This window comes from Micromonospora sp. WMMC264 (assembly GCF_027497275.1).
Taxonomy (GTDB): Bacteria; Actinomycetota; Actinomycetes; order Mycobacteriales; family Micromonosporaceae; genus Micromonospora; species Micromonospora chalcea.
Window position 1 is genome coordinate 4849267 of the sequence record NZ_CP114907.1, and the last position, 18432, is coordinate 4867698.

General features: G+C 72.4%; 18 protein-coding genes. 4 read left to right on the forward strand and 14 right to left on the reverse strand.

Annotated elements, in window-relative coordinates; genetic code table 11:
- Positions 1 to 33 precede the first annotated feature (33 nt).
- The 5 genes from O7542_RS21055 to O7542_RS21075 all read right to left on the reverse strand — a co-directional run bounded on the left by O7542_RS21055 (position 34) and on the right by O7542_RS21075 (position 5729).
- Complete coding sequence (locus O7542_RS21055; protein ID WP_281605131.1) at positions 34 to 669, reverse strand: M15 family metallopeptidase; 636 nt, start codon at positions 667 to 669, stop codon at positions 34 to 36.
- A complete protein-coding gene (locus O7542_RS21060) occupies positions 666 to 1799 on the reverse strand; it encodes a D-alanine--D-alanine ligase family protein (RefSeq protein WP_166457258.1) in 1134 nt (377 codons plus the stop codon). The genes O7542_RS21055 and O7542_RS21060 overlap by 4 nt, the downstream gene beginning before the upstream one ends.
- A complete protein-coding gene (locus tag O7542_RS21065) occupies positions 1796 to 3898 on the reverse strand; it encodes a pyridoxal-phosphate dependent enzyme (protein ID WP_281605132.1) in 2103 nt (700 codons plus the stop codon). Before O7542_RS21065 ends, O7542_RS21060 begins: the two co-directional genes overlap by 4 nt.
- Positions 3899 to 4014: 116 nt before the next feature.
- Positions 4015 to 5067 (reverse strand): HAMP domain-containing sensor histidine kinase, encoded by a 1053-nt coding sequence (locus O7542_RS21070; RefSeq protein WP_043326434.1) that lies wholly within the window; start codon positions 5065 to 5067, stop codon positions 4015 to 4017.
- Positions 5064 to 5729 carry a response regulator transcription factor gene (locus tag O7542_RS21075; protein ID WP_043326436.1) on the reverse strand — a complete coding sequence of 222 codons (666 nt, stop codon included), beginning with the start codon at positions 5727 to 5729 and terminating at the stop codon, positions 5064 to 5066. The genes O7542_RS21070 and O7542_RS21075 overlap by 4 nt, the downstream gene beginning before the upstream one ends.
- Before the next feature lie 235 nt (positions 5730 to 5964).
- Here O7542_RS21075 and O7542_RS21080 point away from each other — a divergent pair, with 235 nt between their 5' ends.
- The 4 genes from O7542_RS21080 (at position 5965) to O7542_RS21095 (ending at position 9682) form a co-directional block, all read left to right on the forward strand.
- On the forward strand, positions 5965 to 7248 hold the full coding sequence (locus O7542_RS21080; RefSeq protein WP_064447716.1) for a hypothetical protein: 1284 nt from the start codon (positions 5965 to 5967) through the stop codon (positions 7246 to 7248).
- Positions 7249 to 7288: 40 nt separating this feature from the next.
- Positions 7289 to 8794 (forward strand): aldehyde dehydrogenase, encoded by a 1506-nt coding sequence (gene adh / locus O7542_RS21085; RefSeq protein ID WP_043326441.1) that lies wholly within the window; start codon positions 7289 to 7291, stop codon positions 8792 to 8794.
- On the forward strand, positions 8794 to 9141 hold the full coding sequence (locus O7542_RS21090; protein ID WP_043326443.1) for a DUF779 domain-containing protein: 348 nt from the start codon (positions 8794 to 8796) through the stop codon (positions 9139 to 9141). The genes adh and O7542_RS21090 overlap by 1 nt, the downstream gene beginning before the upstream one ends.
- A gap of 97 nt (positions 9142 to 9238) precedes the next feature.
- The gene (locus tag O7542_RS21095) at positions 9239 to 9682 is read left to right on the forward strand and encodes a hypothetical protein (protein WP_281605133.1); all 444 of its coding nucleotides are present in this window, start codon (positions 9239 to 9241) and stop codon (positions 9680 to 9682) included.
- A 19-nt stretch (positions 9683 to 9701) separates the two neighbouring features.
- On the opposite strand, the gene O7542_RS21100 is transcribed toward O7542_RS21095, so the two are convergent.
- The 9 genes from O7542_RS21100 to O7542_RS21140 form a co-directional block, all read right to left on the reverse strand.
- On the reverse strand, positions 9702 to 10013 hold the full coding sequence (locus O7542_RS21100) for a helix-turn-helix domain-containing protein (RefSeq protein ID WP_281605134.1): 312 nt from the start codon (positions 10011 to 10013) through the stop codon (positions 9702 to 9704).
- A complete protein-coding gene (locus O7542_RS21105; protein ID WP_043326449.1) occupies positions 10010 to 10402 on the reverse strand; it encodes a type II toxin-antitoxin system RelE/ParE family toxin in 393 nt (130 codons plus the stop codon). The genes O7542_RS21100 and O7542_RS21105 overlap by 4 nt, the downstream gene beginning before the upstream one ends.
- A 40-nt stretch (positions 10403 to 10442) precedes the next feature.
- Complete coding sequence (gene speB, locus O7542_RS21110) at positions 10443 to 11456, reverse strand: agmatinase (RefSeq protein WP_043326451.1); 1014 nt, start codon at positions 11454 to 11456, stop codon at positions 10443 to 10445.
- Positions 11453 to 12655, reverse strand: coding sequence for a saccharopine dehydrogenase C-terminal domain-containing protein (locus tag O7542_RS21115; protein ID WP_113971989.1), 1203 nt, complete (start codon positions 12653 to 12655; stop codon positions 11453 to 11455). The genes speB and O7542_RS21115 overlap by 4 nt, the downstream gene beginning before the upstream one ends.
- Entirely contained in the window at positions 12655 to 14076 is a 1422-nt protein-coding gene (locus O7542_RS21120; RefSeq protein WP_281605135.1) for an FAD-dependent oxidoreductase, read from the reverse strand. The genes O7542_RS21115 and O7542_RS21120 overlap by 1 nt, the downstream gene beginning before the upstream one ends.
- Complete coding sequence (locus O7542_RS21125) at positions 14073 to 14906, reverse strand: ABC transporter permease (RefSeq protein ID WP_281605136.1); 834 nt, start codon at positions 14904 to 14906, stop codon at positions 14073 to 14075. Before O7542_RS21125 ends, O7542_RS21120 begins: the two co-directional genes overlap by 4 nt.
- On the reverse strand, positions 14903 to 15811 hold the full coding sequence (locus O7542_RS21130) for an ABC transporter permease (protein WP_187693991.1): 909 nt from the start codon (positions 15809 to 15811) through the stop codon (positions 14903 to 14905). Before O7542_RS21130 ends, O7542_RS21125 begins: the two co-directional genes overlap by 4 nt.
- A gap of 76 nt (positions 15812 to 15887) precedes the next feature.
- The gene (locus O7542_RS21135) at positions 15888 to 17045 is read right to left on the reverse strand and encodes an ABC transporter ATP-binding protein (RefSeq protein ID WP_166457251.1); all 1158 of its coding nucleotides are present in this window, start codon (positions 17043 to 17045) and stop codon (positions 15888 to 15890) included.
- Positions 17042 to 18226: a spermidine/putrescine ABC transporter substrate-binding protein gene (locus O7542_RS21140; RefSeq protein WP_043326462.1), complete on the reverse strand. Its 1185-nt coding sequence runs from the start codon at positions 18224 to 18226 to the stop codon at positions 17042 to 17044. Before O7542_RS21140 ends, O7542_RS21135 begins: the two co-directional genes overlap by 4 nt.
- Positions 18227 to 18432 lie beyond the last annotated feature (206 nt).

Here is an 18432-nt window from a genome sequence, read left to right on the forward strand (position 1 = left end):
GGGAGGGCCGGAACGTTCACCTGAACCGACGGGCTACAACGGACCGTAACGGGTGTGCGGCGCCCCGGTCATCAGCGCCCAGTACCTGTCGCCGTAGGACCAGTGCCACCACTCCGTCGGGTAGTTCACCATCCCCGCGCCGCTCAACGCCGCCACCAGCACGTTCCGGTTGCGCCACGCGCTCACCGGGATGTGCCGGGCCGCGGTGAAGCAGGCGTCGGCGCTCTCCTCCGGGGTGGCGTCGAGCACCGTGCCCATGTCCAACTCCACCCCGTCGGCGTCACACAACGTGAGGTCGACTGCTCCGCCGGTGCTGTGCGGGGCCACCTCGACCGGCGACACGAACTTGGTGGTCTCCCGGTGCAGCCGGTCCGCCGGCCAGTCCGGGTGCCGCCGCCGCAGCTCGTCCCGGTAGCCGGTGAAGATGTCGAGCTGCGCCCGGTACGGCCGGTAGCCCTCGACCACGAGCAGGCGCAGCCCGGCCGGCAGCGCGCGCTGCGCGGCCAGCAGGCGGTCCGCGACACCGCGCCGCACCCGCGCGTACGCCCCGGCGGGGTCGGCGGCCCGCGCGTCCACCAGCAGCCCGGGCACCTCGCGCAGGTCAACCAGGGGTTCGCCGTCGTCCCGGCTGGACACGGCGGCGACGCGGGGGTCGGAGAGGAGGATCACGGCGTACCCCCGGGGTGTGCGGTGGACGGCCGGGCCGCGTGCCGGGTGAAGGCGAGCGCGACCAGCCGGTCCACCACCTCGGGGTACGCGACGCCGGACTCGGCCCACACCTTCGGGTACATCGAGTGCGCGGTGAAGCCGGGCAGCGTGTTCAGCTCGTTGACGTAAAGGTCGCCGGTGGTCTCGTCGTAGAGGAAGTCGACCCGGGCCAGGCCCCAGCCGCCGATCGCGGTGAACGCCCGTACCGACAGCTCGCGGATCCGCTCGGTGACCTCGTCCGGCAGCGGGGCCGGGACGATCATCGGGTCGGCGTCGCCGAAGTACTTCTGCCGGTAGTCGAACCAGCCGCCCGCGACCCGGACCTCGCCGACCGCCGACGCCTCGGGCTGCCAGCCGCCGAGCACGCCGCACTCCAGTTCCCGGCCGGTCACGCCCTGCTCGACCAGCACCACGTGGTCGTGCCGGAACGCCTCCTCCACGGCCGCGACCAGGTCGTCGCCGCCTGCGACCCGGGAGATGCCGATCGAGGAGCCCATCCGGGCCGGCTTGACGAACAGCGGCCCGCGCAGCCCGACGACCAGCTTCTCCGGGTCCGCCGCGGCCCGCCAGGTCGGCTCGTCGAACCAGACGTACGGCGTCGTCGGGACGTCCTCGGCGCGCAGCGCCCGCTTCATCGCCACCTTGTCCATGCCGACGGCGGAGGCGAGGATGCCGCACCCGACGTACGGCACGCCGAGTGATTCCAGCAGCCCCTGCACCACGCCGTCCTCGCCGTACGGGCCGTGCAGCACCGGGAACACCACGTCCAGTTCGGCGTGCACGGTGGCCGGGGCGTCGGCGGCGGTGACCGCGACCGTGCCGGCGGCTGCCCCGCGTCGCAGCTCCACCGCCTCGCCGGTGACGGGCAGCCGGTCGTCGATCGCCCGTCCGGCCGCCACCGTGCCGAGGTGCTGTGCGAGCACCGGCTCGGGCAGCAGCCGGAGCCCGCCGGTACGGGTGAGGCCGAGCGCCACCACCCGGTGCCCCTGCCCGGCCAGGGCGCGGGCCACGCCCAGCGCCGAGGCGCAGGAGACCTCGTGTTCCGCCGACGGGCCTCCGAACAGGACACCGATCCGCACTGTCGACCTCATGCCGCAACTCCCACAGTCATCGGGTCGCCCGCCAGCCGGGCCACCAGGTCCGCTTCCACGTTTCCGCCGGTCAGCACCACGCCGACCGTCCGCCGCGTCCCGGCGCCCGAACTGCCGGGACCGCTCACCTCGTCCAGCCGCAGCGCGCCGGCCAGCGCGGCCGCGCCGGACGGCTCGACCAGCACCTTCAGGTCCAGCAGGAGCAGCCGGAACGCCTCGACGATCGCGTCGTCGTCGACCCGGACCACGCCCCGCACACCGGTGCGGGCCACCGCGAACGGCAGGTCGCCGACGCACCCGGGGCGCAGCCCGTCGGCGAGGCTCGGCGCCGGGGCGACGGGTGTGGGCCGTCCGGCGGCCAGGCTGCGGGCCAGCGAGTCGCACCCGACCGGCTCCACGCCGTACACCTGGATCGGCGTTCCGGCCACGGCCAGGCAGGCCCCGGCGATGCCGCCGCCCCCGCCCACCGGCACCACCAGCGCGTCCAGCGGTGTGCCGCGACGCGCCGCCTCCTCGATCAGCTCCAGGCTGGCGCTGCCCTGCCCGGCCACCACATCCGGGTGGTCGTACGCGTCGACGAGCGGGTGGCCCTCCACCTCGGCGATCCGCCGGGCGACGGCGAGGCGCTCCTCGACCGTGGTGCCCGCCCGGACCACCCGGGCGCCCGCCGCCCGCGCCCGGTCCACCTTGACCGGCGCGGCGTCCACCGGCAGCACGACGGTCGCGGCCAGCCCGTGCCGACGCGCGGCCAGCGCCACCGCGACGGCGTGGTTGCCGGTGCTCTGCGCGACCACGCCGGTGTGCCCGGCGGCGGCGAGCCGGCCCACCGCCAGCATCGCGCCGCGCATCTTGTACGAGCCCCCGTCCTGCAGGTTCTCCGCCTTGAGCAGGATCCGGGCGCCGGCCAGGCGGTCGATCACCGGGCTGTGCAGCACCGGGGTACGCACCACCCGGCCGGACAACGCGCGGGCGGCCTCCTCGACGTGTGTGCGGTCCGGCAGCGCCGGCCCGTCGATTCGGGGCATGGTCTCTCCTTCGGGATTCGAGTGGACGCGGCTGCGCGGCAGGTCGAACAGCCAGTGCGCGCCGAGCGCGGTGAGGCCGCGGTGCGCGGCGAGGCTGAGCGCCAGCACGAGCGCGGTGAGCACGACCGGGTAGACGGTCACCAGCAGCGCCCGGGCGGGTCCGCCCAGACCGGCCACCGGCGCGGCGAGGAGCCGGTCCAGCAGCGCCAGCACCGGCATGTGGATCACGTAGACACCAAGCGTGCGGCGGCCCAGCCGGGCCAGCGCCGGACCGGCCAGGCGGTGCCGGGCCAGCCGGGCGGCGGCGGTCAGCCCGAACGCCACAGCGAGCACGGAGACGAACAGGTACGCGCCGGGCCAGCTCTGCGCGCCGGCCAGGCCCATGGCGGCCAGCCCGATCGCGTACGCCGCGCCGGTGCCGGCGAGCCGCCGGGTGCTCGCGCCGTCCGCCCACCGCGTGAGGTACGGCTTCAGGCGCACCCCGGCCAGGAAGAACACCAGGTTCTGGTAGACCTGCCCCCGGTTGCCGGGGCTGTCCAGCAGCCCGGTGGCCGCCACGGCGGACAGCGCGCCCGCGGCGGTCAGCAGCACCGCCGGGTGGACCCGGCGCAGCGCCTTCGCGAGCACGAAGTAGAGCGCCAGCGCGTACAGGTACCACAGGTTCGAGGGCGTCACGGTGAGCTGGGCCAGCAGCTCACCCGGGTCGGTGGCCCGGTCGGTCGGGAAGCCGGGCGCCAGCGCCAGCAGCGCGGTGTGGATCAGCAGCCAGATCGCGTACAGGTAGAGGTTCCGCGTAATCCGGGGCCGTCCGGACACCCGCCACGGGCGGGCCACCGCGTTCGCCGCGAAGATGCCGGAGATCGCGAAGAACAACGGCATCCGCAGCGGCAGCAACTGCTCGCCGAGCAGCCCCCACGCGCCCGGCACCGGCAGGCCGGCCCGCCAGTCGATGCGCAGGTAGTCCTTGACGACGACGTGCCACAGCACCACGAGCACGATGCAGGCGCCCTTCGCCACGTCGGCCCAGGCCACCCGGTCACCGGGTGGTGCGCTCCCCTCGGTACGCGTCGGCACTGCGGTCTCCTCTCCGGCCCTCTCCGGGGCAGGCGGCGGTGCCGCCGGTCCGGTCCTCGGGCAGGTGTCATCGCGGGATGCCGCGACGGCGGCTCCCGGAGTCGTATGTGGGGTGGTCAGCCCACGTGGGGCAGGTGGACGTCGACCCGCAGGCCGCCGTCGTCACCTGGGCGGGCAGCGATGATGCCGCCGTGCGCCTGGGTGATGGAGCGGGCGATGGCCAGGCCGAGCCCGGCGCCGCCGCCCTGGTTGGTCCGGTCCCGGGCGAGGCGCCGGAACGGTTCGAACAGCCCGTCGACCGCTTCGGCGGGCACGGCCTGCCCGCTGTTGGTGACGGTCAGCGCGGGGTCGCCGCCGACGGTGACGACGAGCCGGCCGCCCGGGCGGTTGTACTTGATGCCGTTCTCCACCAGGTTGGTGACCAGGCGTTCCAGCAACACCCGTTCGCCGGTCACGATCCGGGGCGACAGCCGGGTCTCGACCGTCACGCCGGCCTCGGCGGCCCGGTCGGCGTACGCGGCCAGCACGCCGCTGACGATCTGTTCGAGGCGTTGCGGGGTGGATGACCGCAGGCCCTGGTCGCTCTCGCTGAGCGCCAGCAGCCCTTCGATGAGCCGCTCGTTGCGTTCGTTCGTGGCGAGCAGTTGCGCGGTCAGCAGCTCCAGTTGCTCACCGGTGAGCGACTGCGCCATGCCGACCTCGATCAGCGTGCGTTGCACCGCGAGCGGCGTACGCAGCTCGTGGGAGGCGTTCGCGGCGAACCGCCGCTGCCCCTCGTACCCGGCGGTGACCCGGTCCAGCATCGCGTCGATCGCGCGGGCGAGCCCGGCCAGCTCGTCCCGGCCGCGATGCCGGATGCGGTAACCGAGGTTCTGCGGGCCCAGGTTCGCCATCGGGGCGGCCAGGTCGCGCACCGGACGCAGGCACCAGCGGGCCGCTCCCCACACCGCGAATCCGGCGGCCACCAGCACCAGCAGTTGGACCAGCAGCGGCAACAGCGGGACGAACGGGCGGCCCGGTTCGCACACCGCGCCGATGGTGGCCAGGCCGCAGAACCACTGGGCCTGCCCCCACACCAGTTCGAGCAGCGACTTGACCATGTTGGGCACGAAGAACCCGGCGAGCAGGGCGAGCAGCCCGACCAGCAGGATGCGGCGACGGGGGCTCATTCCGGCTCGCCGATCCGGTAGCCGGCCTTCGGCACGGTGTGGACGACCGACGGCTGGCCGAGCTTCTTGCGCAGGGTCATCACCGTCACCCGGACCGCGTTGGTGAACGGGTCGGCGAACTCGTCCCACGCCTGTTCCAGCAGCTCCTCGGCGCTGACCACCCGGCCGCCGGCCCGCATCAGCACGTGCAGGACGGCGAACTCCTTCGGGCTCAGCCCGAGCGGGCGGCCGTCCCGGGTAGCGGTGTGCCGGGCCACGTCGAGCACCACGCCGTGCCGTTCCAGCACCGGCGGCAGCGCCGGCGTGGACCGGCGGCCCAGCGCCTGGACCCGCGCCACCAGCTCGGCGAACGCGAACGGCTTGGTCAGGTAGTCGTCGGCGCCCAGCCCGAGGCCGGCGACCCGGTCCCGGATGCCGGCGGCTGCGGTCAGCAGCAGCACCCGGGTGCCGGCGTCGGACCCGGCCAGGCTCCGGCACACCTCGTCGCCGGTGGCGCCGGGCATGTCCCGGTCCAGCACCGCCACGTCGTACCGGTTGACCCCGATCCGTTCCAGCGCGCCGTCGCCGTCGTAGCAGACGTCGACAGCCATGGAGAACCGTCGCAGCCCCTCGGCGACCGTGTCCGCCAAGAGCCGCTCGTCGTCCGCCACCAGCACCCGCACCTTGCGCTCCCCGTGTCTTCCCTCGTCGTCCGGCACACCTTCGCAGGCCGGAGTTAAGGGTTCTGTAAGCGTCCGCAGCAGCCATCCTCCACGCGGGCCACGCTGCGACAACCGGCGTACGGCCGTCTGGGCCGTTCGTCCGGTCCGCGGGCGGCGCGAGCACCGCTGAAGTGACCCGGATCACGCATTGGCGCTCGGGCGTGAGGTGGGTCACGATGGGTGGAAGGAGGCGCTGGTGGCTGACCCGTGGCTCGCCCTGGAGTTCGGCGCGGATCCGGCGGAGCGGATCGCGCAGGTCGGTGCCGCCCACGAGGCGTTCCTCACCGCCGGCACCACATCCGGCCGGGTCCGGGAGGTGGTGGCCCGTTCCTGGGAGCGGTCCGCGCTGCTCGACCCGGAGGCCACCGCGCCGGTCGACCTCACCGACGACGCGCTGGAGACGTACCGCGCCGCGCACCCGCTCGCCCGGGTGATGCCGCTCTTCCGCGACCTGCTCGGCGGCATCGCGCAGGACGGCGCGCACCTGATGGCGGTCTGCGACGCCGCCGGGCGGCTGCTCTGGGTGGAGGGCCACCCCGGGGTGCTGCGGCACGCCGAGCGGATGAACTTCGTACCGGGCGCACGCTGGGACGAGGCGCACGCCGGCACGAACGCGCCCGGCACCGCCCTCGCCGTCGACCACGGCGTGCAGATCTTCGCCACCGAGCACTTCGTGCGGCCGGTGCAGCGCTGGACCTGCGCCGCCGCGCCGATCCACGACCCGGTCAGCGGCGCGCTGCTCGGCGCCGTCGACATCACCGGCGGGGACCACCTGGCCAACCCGCAGAGCCTGGCTCTGGTCCGGGCCACCGCCCGGGCCGCCGAGGCGTTCCTGGCCGGCGTCGCGCCCGCCGCGCCGGACGTCGCGTACGTGTCGGCGCTCGGCCGCGACGAGGCGGAGCTGCGCGTCGGCGGCCGGCGCATCCGGCTCGGTCGCCGGCACAGCGAGCTGCTGGTGCTGCTCGTCGACCATCCCGAGGGGCGCACCGGGGAACAGCTCGGCCTCGACCTCTACGGCGACGACAGGCGGCACCCGGTCACGCTGCGCGCCGAGCTGTCCCGGCTGCGCCGCGTGCTCGGCGAGGAGCTGCTCGACTCCCGCCCGTACCGGCTGCGCCCGACCGTGCGCGCCGACTTCCGTACCGTCACCGAACTGCTGGAACGTGGCGATCCGGCGGCGGCGCTGCGCGCGTACCGTGGGCCCCTGCTGCCCCTGTCGGACGCACCGGGAGTCGCGCGACTGCGCCGCCTGGTCGACGGCCAGTTGCGCGCCGCCGTGCTGGCCGGCGGCGACCCGGGGCTGCTCGCGGCCTGGACCGCGACGGCGGCCGGCGCCGACGACCTGGCCGCTTGGCAGGCCCTGGCGCGGGCGCTGCCGCCGGGCGCGCCCCGCCGGCCGCTCGCGCTCGCCCGGGCCCGCCAGCTCGCCGAGGAGTACGCGCTGCCGCGCGCAACGTTCCTGCAACGTCCTGGAAACTAGCCTGCCCGCCATCCACCCCAGACGGACGGCGGAGGTACCCATGACGCGCTACGACGCCCCCACCCACTGGCAGTCCCGCTACGACCACTACATCGGTGGCGAGTACGTGAAGCCGCACGGTGGCAAGTACTTCGAGAACCCGACCCCGGTGACCGGGCAGACCTTCTGCGAGGTGGCCCGGGGCACCGCCGAGGACGTGGAGAAGGCGCTGGACGCGGCACACGGCGCGGCCGACGCGTGGGGCCGCACGTCGGTCGCCGAACGCTCGCTGATCCTCAACCGGATCGCCGACCGCATGCAGGACAACCTGGAGTCCCTGGCGATCGCCGAGACGTGGGAGAACGGCAAGCCGGTACGCGAGACGCTCGCCGCCGACATCCCGCTCGCGATCGACCACTTCCGCTATTTCGCCGGGGCGATCCGGGCGCAGGAGGGCTCGCTCGGCGAACTCGACGACGACACCGTCGCCTACCACTTCCACGAGCCGCTCGGCGTGGTCGGGCAGATCATCCCGTGGAACTTCCCGATCCTCATGGCGGTGTGGAAGCTCGCCCCGGCGCTGGCCGCCGGCAACGCGGTGGTGCTCAAGCCGGCCGAGCAGACGCCCGCCTCGATCCACTACCTGCTCTCGCTGATCGGCGACCTGCTGCCGCCGGGCGTGATCAACGTGGTGAACGGCTTCGGCGTCGAGGCGGGCAAGCCGCTGGCGTCCTCGCCGCGGGTGGCGAAGGTGGCGTTCACCGGCGAGACCACCACCGGGCGGCTGATCATGCAGTACGCCAGCGAGAACATCAAGCCGGTCACGCTGGAACTCGGTGGCAAGAGCCCGAACATCTTCTTCGACGACGTCAGCGCCGCCTCCGACGACTTCCTGGACAAGGCTCTCGAAGGCTTCACCATGTTCGCCCTCAACCAGGGCGAGGTGTGCACCTGCCCGTCCCGGGCGCTCATCCAGCAGGGCCACTACTCCGACTTCCTCGCCGCCGCCGTCGAGCGGACGAAGGCGGTCAAGCAGGGGCACCCGCTGGACACCGACACGATGGTCGGCGCGCAGGCCTCCAACGACCAGTTGGAGAAGATCCTGTCCTACCTGGACATCGGGCGGCAGGAGGGCGCTCGCGTCCTGGCCGGCGGCGAGCGGGCCGACCTCGGCGGCGAGCTGTCCGGCGGCTACTACGTCCAGCCGACGATCTTCGAGGGCGACAACTCGATGCGGATCTTCCAGGAGGAGATCTTCGGCCCGGTGGTGTCGGTGACCTCCTTCGCCGACCTGGACGACGCCGTGAAGATCGCCAACGACACGCTGTACGGGCTCGGCGCGGGCGTGTGGACCCGGGACCTCAACACCGCGTACCGGGCCGGGCGCGCCATCCAGGCCGGCCGGGTCTGGACGAACTGCTACCACGCCTACCCGGCGCACGCGGCGTTCGGCGGCTACAAGCAGTCCGGCATCGGCCGGGAGAACCACAAGATGATGCTGGAGCACTACCAGCAGACCAAGAACCTCCTGGTCAGCTACTCGCCGAAGAAGCTCGGCTTCTTCTGATGGGCGACACCGTGACAGTGACCCCCGCGGCGGCCGACCTGATCCGGTCGCTGCGGGGGCAGCACGGCCCGCTGATGTTCCACCAGTCCGGCGGCTGCTGCGACGGCAGCGCCCCGATGTGCTACCCGGCCGGAGAGTTCCGCACCGGCGGCTCGGACGTGCTGCTCGCCTCGCTGACTGTCGACGGCGTGCCCGAGCCGGTGGAGTTCTGGATGTCGAAGGCCCAGTGGGAGCTGTGGAAGCACACCCGGCTCACCGTCGACGTGGTGCCCGGCCGGGGCAGCGGCTTCTCCCTGGAGGCACCGGAGGGCGTCCGGTTCCTCATCCGGTCCCACCTGAACCGCTGATCTGTCCGAGATCTTGCAGCTCGCGGGCATCGCGGCGGTGGGATGCTGACGCCGTCCACTTCGGAGTCGCATCCCACCGCCCGACAGGAGACCGCCCATGCACCCGGTCCGACAGCCAGTGCTCGCCGCCGGCCTCACCGCCTTGGCCACCGCCGCCACGCTCGGGCTCTCACCCGGCGCCGCCGTCGCCGCCCCCGCGGCCTCCCCCAGCATCTCCGTCAACTGGTTCGGCGCCGCCGACGTACGGGCGCACACCGCCACCGTCGGCGGCCGGTTCGACTGCGGCGACGAGCGCGGCCTCGCGTACATCGAGGTGCACCTGGAGCAGCGGCGCGGCTCGGTCACCGGCTTCGGGTTCGGCGTGATCGGCGCGTGCACCGACGAGCGCACCGCCGGCACCTGGACCGCGACCATCCCCGCCGACCAGGGCAGGTTCCGCCCCGGCCCGGCCACCACGATCGCCCGCCTGGTGATCGAGCCCAACTCGATCACCGAAACCACCGAGCCCGTACGCCTGCGCCCCCGCTGCGCCCGCCCCTGACCGTCTCGGCGGCCTCCGGTCAGGCGATCTGCCGGAGGTCGTCGCCGTAGTCGAAGATGATCCGCAGCCGGGCTCCGAGGGCATTGGCGTACCGGCTCAGCGTTGCCACCTCGTTGACGTCGAGGTCGCCGTTCTCGATCTGGCTCACCCGGCCGGGCGTGACCCCCATGATCTCGGCGACCTGCCGCTGGGTCAGGCCCAGCCGCTTGCGCTCCTCGGCCAGGTGGAACGCGCTCACCCACGCGTCGGTCCGGGCGCGCTCCGCCTCGTAGGCCTCGTCTTCGCCGCCGAGTTCGGCGCGGACCTCGTCCCAGTGATAGAACTCCGTCACGACTCCCCCCTTCGCTCGCGCTCGCTGTCGAGCCAAGCCTTGTAGGCAACCTCCGCCGCCGGGATGTGCTGCCGGTACCAGCGACTCCAGTCACCCGCCTTGTTGCCGGCGACCAGCAGGACCGCCTGCGACCACGGATCGAAGACGAACAGCACCCGGATAGCCACGTCCCGACCGGAGCGGGGCCGCAACTCCTTGAGATTACGGAGACTGCTTCCGCGCAGCGTGTCCACGAGCGGGCGGCCCAGCCCCGGCCCGACCTCGGCCAGCTTGTCCACCGCCACCCGGACGCTCTCGTACGACGCCGGGTCGTGGTCCCGCAGGTCGCGCAGCCAGTGCCGGACCTCTCCGGTGACCCGGACCGACCAGCGCTTCCCGTCCGCACCCATGCCCTGACTATAGCCCGGGCTAAACATCCCGGCCTACCAGTCAGCGGTCATCCAGGAGCGGCTGGGTGGGGTTCCACGGGGTTCCGGTTTCGGCGTCGTGGCGGCGGCGGGCTATCGCTGAGAGCGCCTCCAGCACCACCCGGTTGCCCAGGTACGCGGTGATGTCGGCGTGGTCGTACGGCGGGGCGACCTCGACCACGTCCAACCCGACCACCGGCAGCTCGTAACAGACCCGGCGGACCGCGTCGAGCAGTTGCCGGGAGGTGAACCCGCCCGGCTCGGGCGTGCCGGTACCGGGCGCCATGCCGGGGTCGACCACGTCCACGTCGACGGAGAGGAACACGCCCTCGCACTCGTCGGTCGCGATGCCGAACGCCTCGGTCAGGCAGGTGTCGAGGCCGCGCGCCACGATCTCGGTCATCTCGTACGAGCGCATCCGCTGCTCGGCCATCCACGCCAGCGTGTCCGGGCCGGGCCAGTAGCCGCGCAGCCCGATCTGGAGGAAGCGGTCGCCGCGTACCGCGCCGGACTCGATGAGCCGGCGCATCGGCTGGCCGTGGCCGTGCAGCGAGCCGAACTCGACGTCCCCGGTGTCGGCGTGCGCGTCGAAGTGCACCAGCGACACCCGGCCGAGCCCGTGGTGCCGGGCCACGCCTGTGGCGTCGGGCAGCGCGATGGAGTGGTCACCGCCGAGCACCACCGGGATCGCGCCGGCGGCGGCGACCGCGTGGACGGCGGTCTCCAGCGCGGCGAGTGAGCGCTCGATGTCGCCGCTGAACATCTCCACGTCTCCGGCGTCGTAGACGCACAGGTCCTTCAGGCCGTCCACGCGCAGCGCCAGCGACGGGCGGGAGCCGTCGTGCGGCAGGTAGCAGGCCTGCCGGATGGCGGACGGCCCGAACCGGGTGCCCGGCCGGTGCGAGGTGCCACCGTCGAACGGCGCCCCGATGATCACCACGTCCGCGTCGGCGTACGTGACCGGCTCCTCGACCGTGCACGGCGGCACGCCGAGGAACGTGATGTCGGGGCCGTACATCGGGCCGTACCGGGTCATCGTTCCTCCATCCCCCACGGCGAACCGTAGCCGGTGAGCAGGTCCAGGAAGGGGGTCGGCGGGAACGCCTCGGGACCGAGCACGCCCGTGCCGGACCAGGCGCCGGTGGCGAGCAGCTCCAGCGCGACGACCGGGTTGACGGCGGTCTGCCAGACCACCGCCTGGTGGCCGTACTCGGCCATCGACCACTCGTTGTCGACCACGTGGTACAGGTAGACCCGGCGCGGCTGCCCGTCCGGGCCGGTGCCGGTGACGTACGTGCCGGCGCAGGTCTTGCCGCTCATCCGGTCGCCGAGCGTGGCCGGGTCGGGCAGCGCGGCGGCCACCAGGTCGCGCGGCGACACGTCGACGCCGCGTACCCGCACCGGCTCGGTCGAGTCGAGCCCGAGCTTGTGCAGCGTGCGCAGCACCTCGATGAACTCGGCGCCGAGGCCGTACTTGAAGGTGACCCGCTTCGCCTGGACCCAGCGCGGGATGAGCAGCACCTCCTCGTGCTCGACGTTGACGCACTCGACCGGGCCGATCCCGGCCGGGAAGTCGAAGACCTCCGGCTCGCTGAACGGTTCGGTGGTGAACCAGCCGCGCCCGGCCTCCCAGATCACCGGCGGGTTGAGGCACTCCTCGATGGTGGTCCAGATGGAGAACGAGGGCGCGAAGTCGTAGCCGGCAACTGTCAGGTTCGCGCCGTCGCGTACCCCGATCTCGTCGATCTCGGCGAAGAGTTCGTCGGCGGCGTAGCGGGCGAAGACGTCGGACAGGCCCGGTTCGACGCCGATGCCGCAGAGCGCGAGCCGCCCCGCGGCGGCCCACCGCTCCGCGACGGCGAACTGCTCGTCGCCGAGCTTGACCCCGGTCTCGGCGTAGGGACGCTCGGGGTGCGGCCGGGACAGCGACATCGCCATGTCCAGGTAGTCGGCCCCGGCGGCGAACGCGCCGTCGAAGATCGGCATGACGAAACGCGGGTCGACCGCGTTCAGGACGTGCGTGATCCGGTGTTCCCGGCACAGCGCGGCCACCGCGTCGGCGGAGGAAGCGTCCACAGTGGCGGCGACGAACCGGTCGCCGTGCCCGGCGACGGCCCGCGCCGCCCGCGCCGGGTCGTGGTCGGCGACCACCATGAGCTCGAAGAAGGTACGGCGGGCGGCGATGGATACGGCTGCGGAGCCGACGCCACCGGCGCCGACGAGGAGGATACGCATCAGGAGTCGAACCCCAGTCCAAGACGGTCGAGAGTACGGAGCCAGAGGTTGCGCCGTCCGTCGCGCGCGTCGGCGCGGGCGAGCGACCAGCGGGTGAGGTTGATGCCCACGGACCGGACCGGTTCCGGCGGGAACGGCAGCGGCTTGCGGCGCACCAGGTCGAGCCGGGTCAGCGGGGTGTCGGTGCCGGAGAGCAGGTCGAGCGTCACGCGGGCGCCGAATCGCGTCGCGCCCACGCCGAGCCCGGTGAACCCGGCCGCGTACGCCAGGCGTCCGGAGTACGCGGTGCCGAAGAACGCGCAGAACCGGGTGCAGGTGTCGATCACGCCACCCCAGCGGTGACTGAAGCGCACATCGGCGAGCTGCGGGAACGTCGTGAAGAAGTGCGAGGCGAGCGTGGTGAAGGTGGCCTCGCGCTGCTCCAGCGCGGGCGCCACCCGGTTGCCGTAGTGGTAGATCGCGTCGTAGCCGCCGAACAGGATCCGGTTGTCGGCGGTGAGCCGGTAGTAGTGGAACTGGTTGCCGGTGTCGGCGAGCCCCTGCCGGTGCCGCCAGCCGATCGCGTCGCGCTGCGCCCCGGTCAGCGGCTCGGTCATCAGCGCGTAGTCGTAGACCGGCACGATCCAGGAACGCAGCCGGCGCAGCAGCGGCGGGAACGCGTTCGTGGCGAGCACGACCTGCCGCGCCCGTACCGCGCCGGGCGCCGCGTCCGCGCCGCCCGCCGTGCTGGCAAGCAGCGCCGCGCCGTCGCCGGCCAGGCCGGTGACGCGGGTGTGCTCGTGCACGCGTACGCCCAGGTCGAGCGCGGCCCGGCGCAGTCCCCAGGCGAGCTTCGCCGGGTCGAGCAGCGCCACCCGGTCGCGATCCCACATCCCGCCCAGGTACGTCGGCGACGCCACCTCGGCGCGTACCTCGTCGCGGTCGAGCAGCCGTACGTCGTGGCCGTACCGGCGGGCCAGGTCGGCGTCGGCGGCGAGCCCGTCGAGCTGGTACGGCTCGACCGCCACCGCCAGCTCACCGGTGCGTTCGAAGTCGCAGTCGATGTCGTACTTCGCCACTGTGGCGGCGATGGCGTCCAGGTTCTCCCGGCCCAGCCGTTCCAGCTCGCCGATCTCGCCGGGGAACCGATCGACGCCGTTGGCGAGCCCGTGGGTCAGCGAGGCGGCGCAGAACCCGCCGTTGCGCCCGGACGCCGCCCAGCCGCACGTGCCCGCGTCGACCAGCAGCACGTCCCGGTCCGGGTCGGCCTCCTTTGCGAGCAGCGCGGTCCACAGTCCGGCGTACCCGCCGCCGACCACGAGCAGGTCGGCGGTGTGCGAGCCGGACAGCGGCGGCAGCGGGTCGGGCCGCTCCGGGCGGTCCAGCCAGTACGGCACGGGCGCGGCGTCGGCCAGCGCCCGGCCGGTATGCGGGAGTGTCATGGCTTGCCCGCCGGTGTGGCGACCACCGCGAGGGCGGCCCGTCGCGCCCGCCGCCCGCGCAGCGAGGTGGCCCCGACCAGCAGCAACGCGATCACGAACATGGCCGTGCCGATCACGTTCACCTGCGGCGGGATGCCCCGCTGGGAGGCGCCCCAGACGTACATGGGGAACGTGACTGTGGTGCCGGCGTTGAAGTTCGTGATGATGAAGTCGTCGAAGCTGAGCGAGAAGGCCAGCAGCGCGGCGGCCACGATGCCCGGCAGCACCAGCGGCAGCGTGATCCGGCGGAACGTCTGCCACTCGCTGGCGTACAGGTCCATCGCGGCCTCCTCCAGCCGCCGGTCCATGCCGGAGAGCCGGGCCTTCACGGTGACCACGACGAACGACACGCAGAACATGACGTGCGCGATGACGATGGTCCAGAAGCCCTGCGGCACCCCGGCGGCGACGAAGAGGGCGAGCAGCGAGGTGCCCATCACGAGTTCCGGGGTGGCCATCGGCAGGAAGATCAGCCCGTTGAGCCCGGACCGGCCGCGGAAGCTGTGCCGGACCAGCGCGAACGCCATCAGCGTGCCGAGGAGCGTGGAGACGACTGTGGCGATGAGCCCGATCTGCATGCTGCGCACCACTGCCTCGCACATGTCCGAGGTGGCGCAGGGCTGCTTCCAGTTGTCGAGCGTGAACTCGTTGAAGTCGTAGGAGAGCCGGCTGGAGGGCCGGTTGAAGGACAGACCGGCGACCACCATGATCGGCAGCGTCAGGTAGCCGAGGACGAGCAGGGCCACGCCCATCACCCACCGGTCGGCGAGCCAGCGCTTCAGTCTGCTCACAGCACCTCCTCCGTGCCGGCCTTCCGCAGGTAGACGAAGACGATCGCCAGGATCGCGGCCATCAGCAGGAACGACAGCGCCGCGCCCTGCGGATAGTCCAGCCGGACCAGGAACGCCGAGTCGATGACGTTGCCGATCATGTACTCGTTCGGCGTACCGAGCAGCTCGGCGTTGATGTAGTCACCGGTGGCCGGGATGAAGAACAGCAGCGTGCCGGCGATCAGGCCGGGCATCGACAGCGGCAGCGTGACCTTGGCGAACGCGCGCAGCGGGCTCGCGTACAGGTCGCTCGCCGCCTCCAGCAGCCGGGGATCGAGCCGCTCCAGGCTCGCGTACAGCGGCAGCACCAGGAACGGCAGGAAGTTGTACGTCAGGCCGAGCACCACGGCGATCGGGGTGGCCAGCAGCCGGCCGTCCGGTCCGAGCAGGTGCACGTCGCGCAGCAGCCCGACCAGCGCGCCGTTGTCCGACAGGATGGTCTTCCAGGCCAGCGTGCGCACCAGGAAGCTGGTGAACATCGGCGCGACCACGGCCACCAGCAGCAGGTTCTTCCACCGGCCGGCCTTCTGCGCGATCGCGTACGCCAGCGGGTAGCCCATCAGCAGCGCGAGCACCAGCGCGATCGCCGAGTAGAGGAACGACCGGGAGAACTGCGGCCAGTACGCCTGGAGCGCGTCCGGGTAGTTGCCGAACGCCCAGGTCATCGCGTACCCGGTGGAGAGCGAGCCGGCCGGGTCGTAGAGGCTGGCCGAGGCGAGCTGCACCAGCGGCAGCGCGAAGAAGACGAGCAGCCAGACCGCGCCGGGCAGCAGCAACAGGTACGGCAGGAGCCGGCTGCGCCCGCGCCGCACCGGCGGCGGCGCCGGTTTCCCGGCGGAGGTCGGTACGTGGGCCAGCGCGCTCATGCCGCCACTCCGCTTCGCTCCGTGCCGCCATGAGACACCTTCGCACTGAGCCAGCCGATTCGCTCGCTGCGCTCGCTCATGCCGACGCACCCACCGGCGGCTCGTCGAGCAGCGGCGCGGTCTGGTCGTCCTCACCGGCGGCCCGGGGCAGCAGGAACGCGTGCCGCGGATCCCAGTGCGCGGTCACCGCCGTGCCGACCGCCAACTGACCGCCCAGCCCGCTGTTCGCGGCGAACGCGGTCAGCTCGCTGCCCCACGCGGTGCGCACCAGGTACTGGGTGCTCACCCCGACGTAGGAGGCGTCGCTGACCACGCCACCGACGTGCTGGTGTCCGGCCGGCACCCGGTCCGGGTCGTCGACCAGGTGCAGCTTCTCCGGACGTACGCCGAGAAAGGCCGGCCCGTCGGTGAGCCGGGCCCGGCCGGCGGGCACCGAGAAGCGCGAGCCGTGCGCCGTGACCAGCACGTCGTCGGCGGCGCGCCCGCCGGCTTCGGCGGCGAGCAGGTTGGACTGGCCGAGGAAGTTCGCCACGAACGCGGTGGCCGGGTACTCGTAGATCTCGGCGGGCGCGCCGAGCTGCTCGATCCGGCCGGCGTTCATCACCGCGACCGTGTCGGCCATCGTCATGGCCTCCTCCTGGTCGTGGGTGACGTGCACGAACGTGATGCCGACCTCGGTCTGGATCCGCTTCAGCTCGATCTGCATCTGCCGGCGCAGCTTCAGGTCGAGCGCGCCGAGCGGCTCGTCGAGCAGCAGCACCTGCGGGTGGTTGATGAGCGCCCGGGCCAGCGCGACGCGCTGCTGCTGGCCGCCGGAGAGCTGGGCCGGGCGGCGCCGGCCGTACCCTTCGAGCTGCACCAGCGCGAGCATCTGCTCCACCTGGTCGCTCACCTTGCGGATGCCGCGGCGGCGCAGCCCGAACGCCACGTTCTCGTGGATGTCCAGGTGCGGGAAGAGGGCGTAGCTCTGGAACACCGTGTTGACCGGCCGCTTGTACGGCCGCAGCCCGGCGATGTCCTGCTCGCCGAGCAGCACCTGCCCGCTGGTCGGCTGCTCCAGCCCGGCGATCATCCGCAGTGTGGTGGTCTTGCCGCAGCCGGACGCGCCGAGCAGGGCGAAGAACGAGCCCTGCGGGATGGTGAGGGTGAGGTCGTCGACGGCGGTGAAGACGCCGAACCGCTTGGTCAGGTCGACCAGGCGCAGGTCGCCGGCCGGGGTCTGCTGCCCCTTCACGCGCCGATCACCTGCTGGAACTTGGTCTCGTACTCCTTCTCCTGCGCCTCGTCGAGCGCCATGAAGACCTTGGCTTTGGAGAGCATCGAGTCGTCCGGGAAGATCAGCGGGTTGCTCGCCAGGTCCGGGTCGATCTTCTCCATCTCGGCCTGCGCGCCCTGCACCGGGCAGATGTAGTTGACGTACGCGGCCAGCTTCGCCGCCACCGCCGGGTCGTAGTAGTGGTTCATCAACGCCTCGGCGTTGGCCTTGTGGGTGGCCTTGTTCGGCACCAGCATGTTGTCCGACCAGAGCATCACGCCGGACTCGGGCACCACGAACTTGATCTTCTCGTCGTCGAAGCCGAGCTGGACCACGTCGCCGGACCAGCCGATGCACGCGGCGATGTCGCCCTTGGCCAGATCGGGCGCGTAGTCGTTGCCGGTGAACCGCCGGATCTGCTTGCTGTCCACGGCCTTCTTCAGCTTGTTCAGCGCGTCGTCGAACTGGGCCGAGGTGAACTTGGCCGGGTCGTGGCCGAGCGACTGGAGCAGCAGGCCGATGGTGTCGCGCATCTCCGACAGCACCGTCACCTTGCCCTTGAGATCGGGGCGGGTGAGCAGCTCGTCGACGGTGCGGATCTCCTTGGTGACGTTCGCGTTGTACGCGAGCCCGGCGAGACCGGACTGCCACGGGACGGCGAGCTGGGTCTCGGCGTCGAAGGAGCGACCGCGCAGCGACTGCAGCAGGTTCGCCTCGACGTTCGGCATCTTCGACTTGTCCAGCTTCTGGACCCAGCCGAGGCGGATCACCCGGGCGGCCATCCAGTCGGTGAGCACCATGATGTCCCGGCCGGTGCTCTGACACCCGGCGAGCTGGTTGCGCACCTTGCCGAAGAACTCGTTGTTGTCGTTGACGTCCTCGGTGTACGTCACCTGGATGCCGGTGGCGGCGACGAACGCGTCGAGCGTGGGGCGCTTGGACTCGTCCTTCTCGTCGGTGTCCATGTACTGCGGCCAGTTCGAGAAGGCGACCTTCTTCTCGGTGGCGGACAGATCCTCGCTCTTGCAACCGGCTTCGGTCTGCTGGGCGCCCTTGGTCCCGCAGCCGGCCAGGGCGCCCGCGGTGGCGAGCAGTGCGGCCGAGCCGACGGTCCCGGTGAGCAGACCACGCCGGGTGAGGGTCCGAAGGGGACTACGCATGTGACGACTCCTTGGGGGGCATCGTCGGCGGCGGGACGGGGGGGGGCGGCACGCCGGCGGGAGGGTCAGTGGCGATGGACGACTGATCCTGACATGAGAAAACCTCTCTCACAAGGGATTCCGTTGCTGGAATAGCCAGTCGCCACGAAATACGCCAGACTGCGCGGGGCACTACGCTCGATACGAAGAATCGGACACAAGGAGCG

Excerpts from the sequence above, each read along its gene's own strand:
- O7542_RS21105 (WP_043326449.1), bottom strand. The coding sequence starts at position 10,402 with ATGGGTGCGGACGGGAAGCGCTGGTCGGTCCGGGTCACCGGAGAGGTC.
- speB (WP_043326451.1), bottom strand. The coding sequence starts at position 11,456 with ATGACCCGGTACGGCCCGATGTACGGCCCCGACATCACGTTCCTCGGC.
- O7542_RS21130 (WP_187693991.1), bottom strand. The coding sequence starts at position 15,811 with ATGAGCGCGCTGGCCCACGTACCGACCTCCGCCGGGAAACCGGCGCCG.
- adh (WP_043326441.1), top strand. The coding sequence starts at position 7,289 with ATGACGCGCTACGACGCCCCCACCCACTGGCAGTCCCGCTACGACCAC.
- O7542_RS21090 (WP_043326443.1), top strand. The coding sequence starts at position 8,794 with ATGGGCGACACCGTGACAGTGACCCCCGCGGCGGCCGACCTGATCCGG.
- O7542_RS21070 (WP_043326434.1), bottom strand. The coding sequence starts at position 5,067 with ATGAGCCCCCGTCGCCGCATCCTGCTGGTCGGGCTGCTCGCCCTGCTC.
- O7542_RS21095 (WP_281605133.1), top strand. The coding sequence starts at position 9,239 with ATGCACCCGGTCCGACAGCCAGTGCTCGCCGCCGGCCTCACCGCCTTG.
- O7542_RS21140 (WP_043326462.1), bottom strand. The coding sequence starts at position 18,226 with ATGCGTAGTCCCCTTCGGACCCTCACCCGGCGTGGTCTGCTCACCGGG.
- O7542_RS21115 (WP_113971989.1), bottom strand. The coding sequence starts at position 12,655 with ATGCGTATCCTCCTCGTCGGCGCCGGTGGCGTCGGCTCCGCAGCCGTA.
- O7542_RS21060 (WP_166457258.1), bottom strand. The coding sequence starts at position 1,799 with ATGAGGTCGACAGTGCGGATCGGTGTCCTGTTCGGAGGCCCGTCGGCG.
- O7542_RS21120 (WP_281605135.1), bottom strand. The coding sequence starts at position 14,076 with ATGACACTCCCGCATACCGGCCGGGCGCTGGCCGACGCCGCGCCCGTG.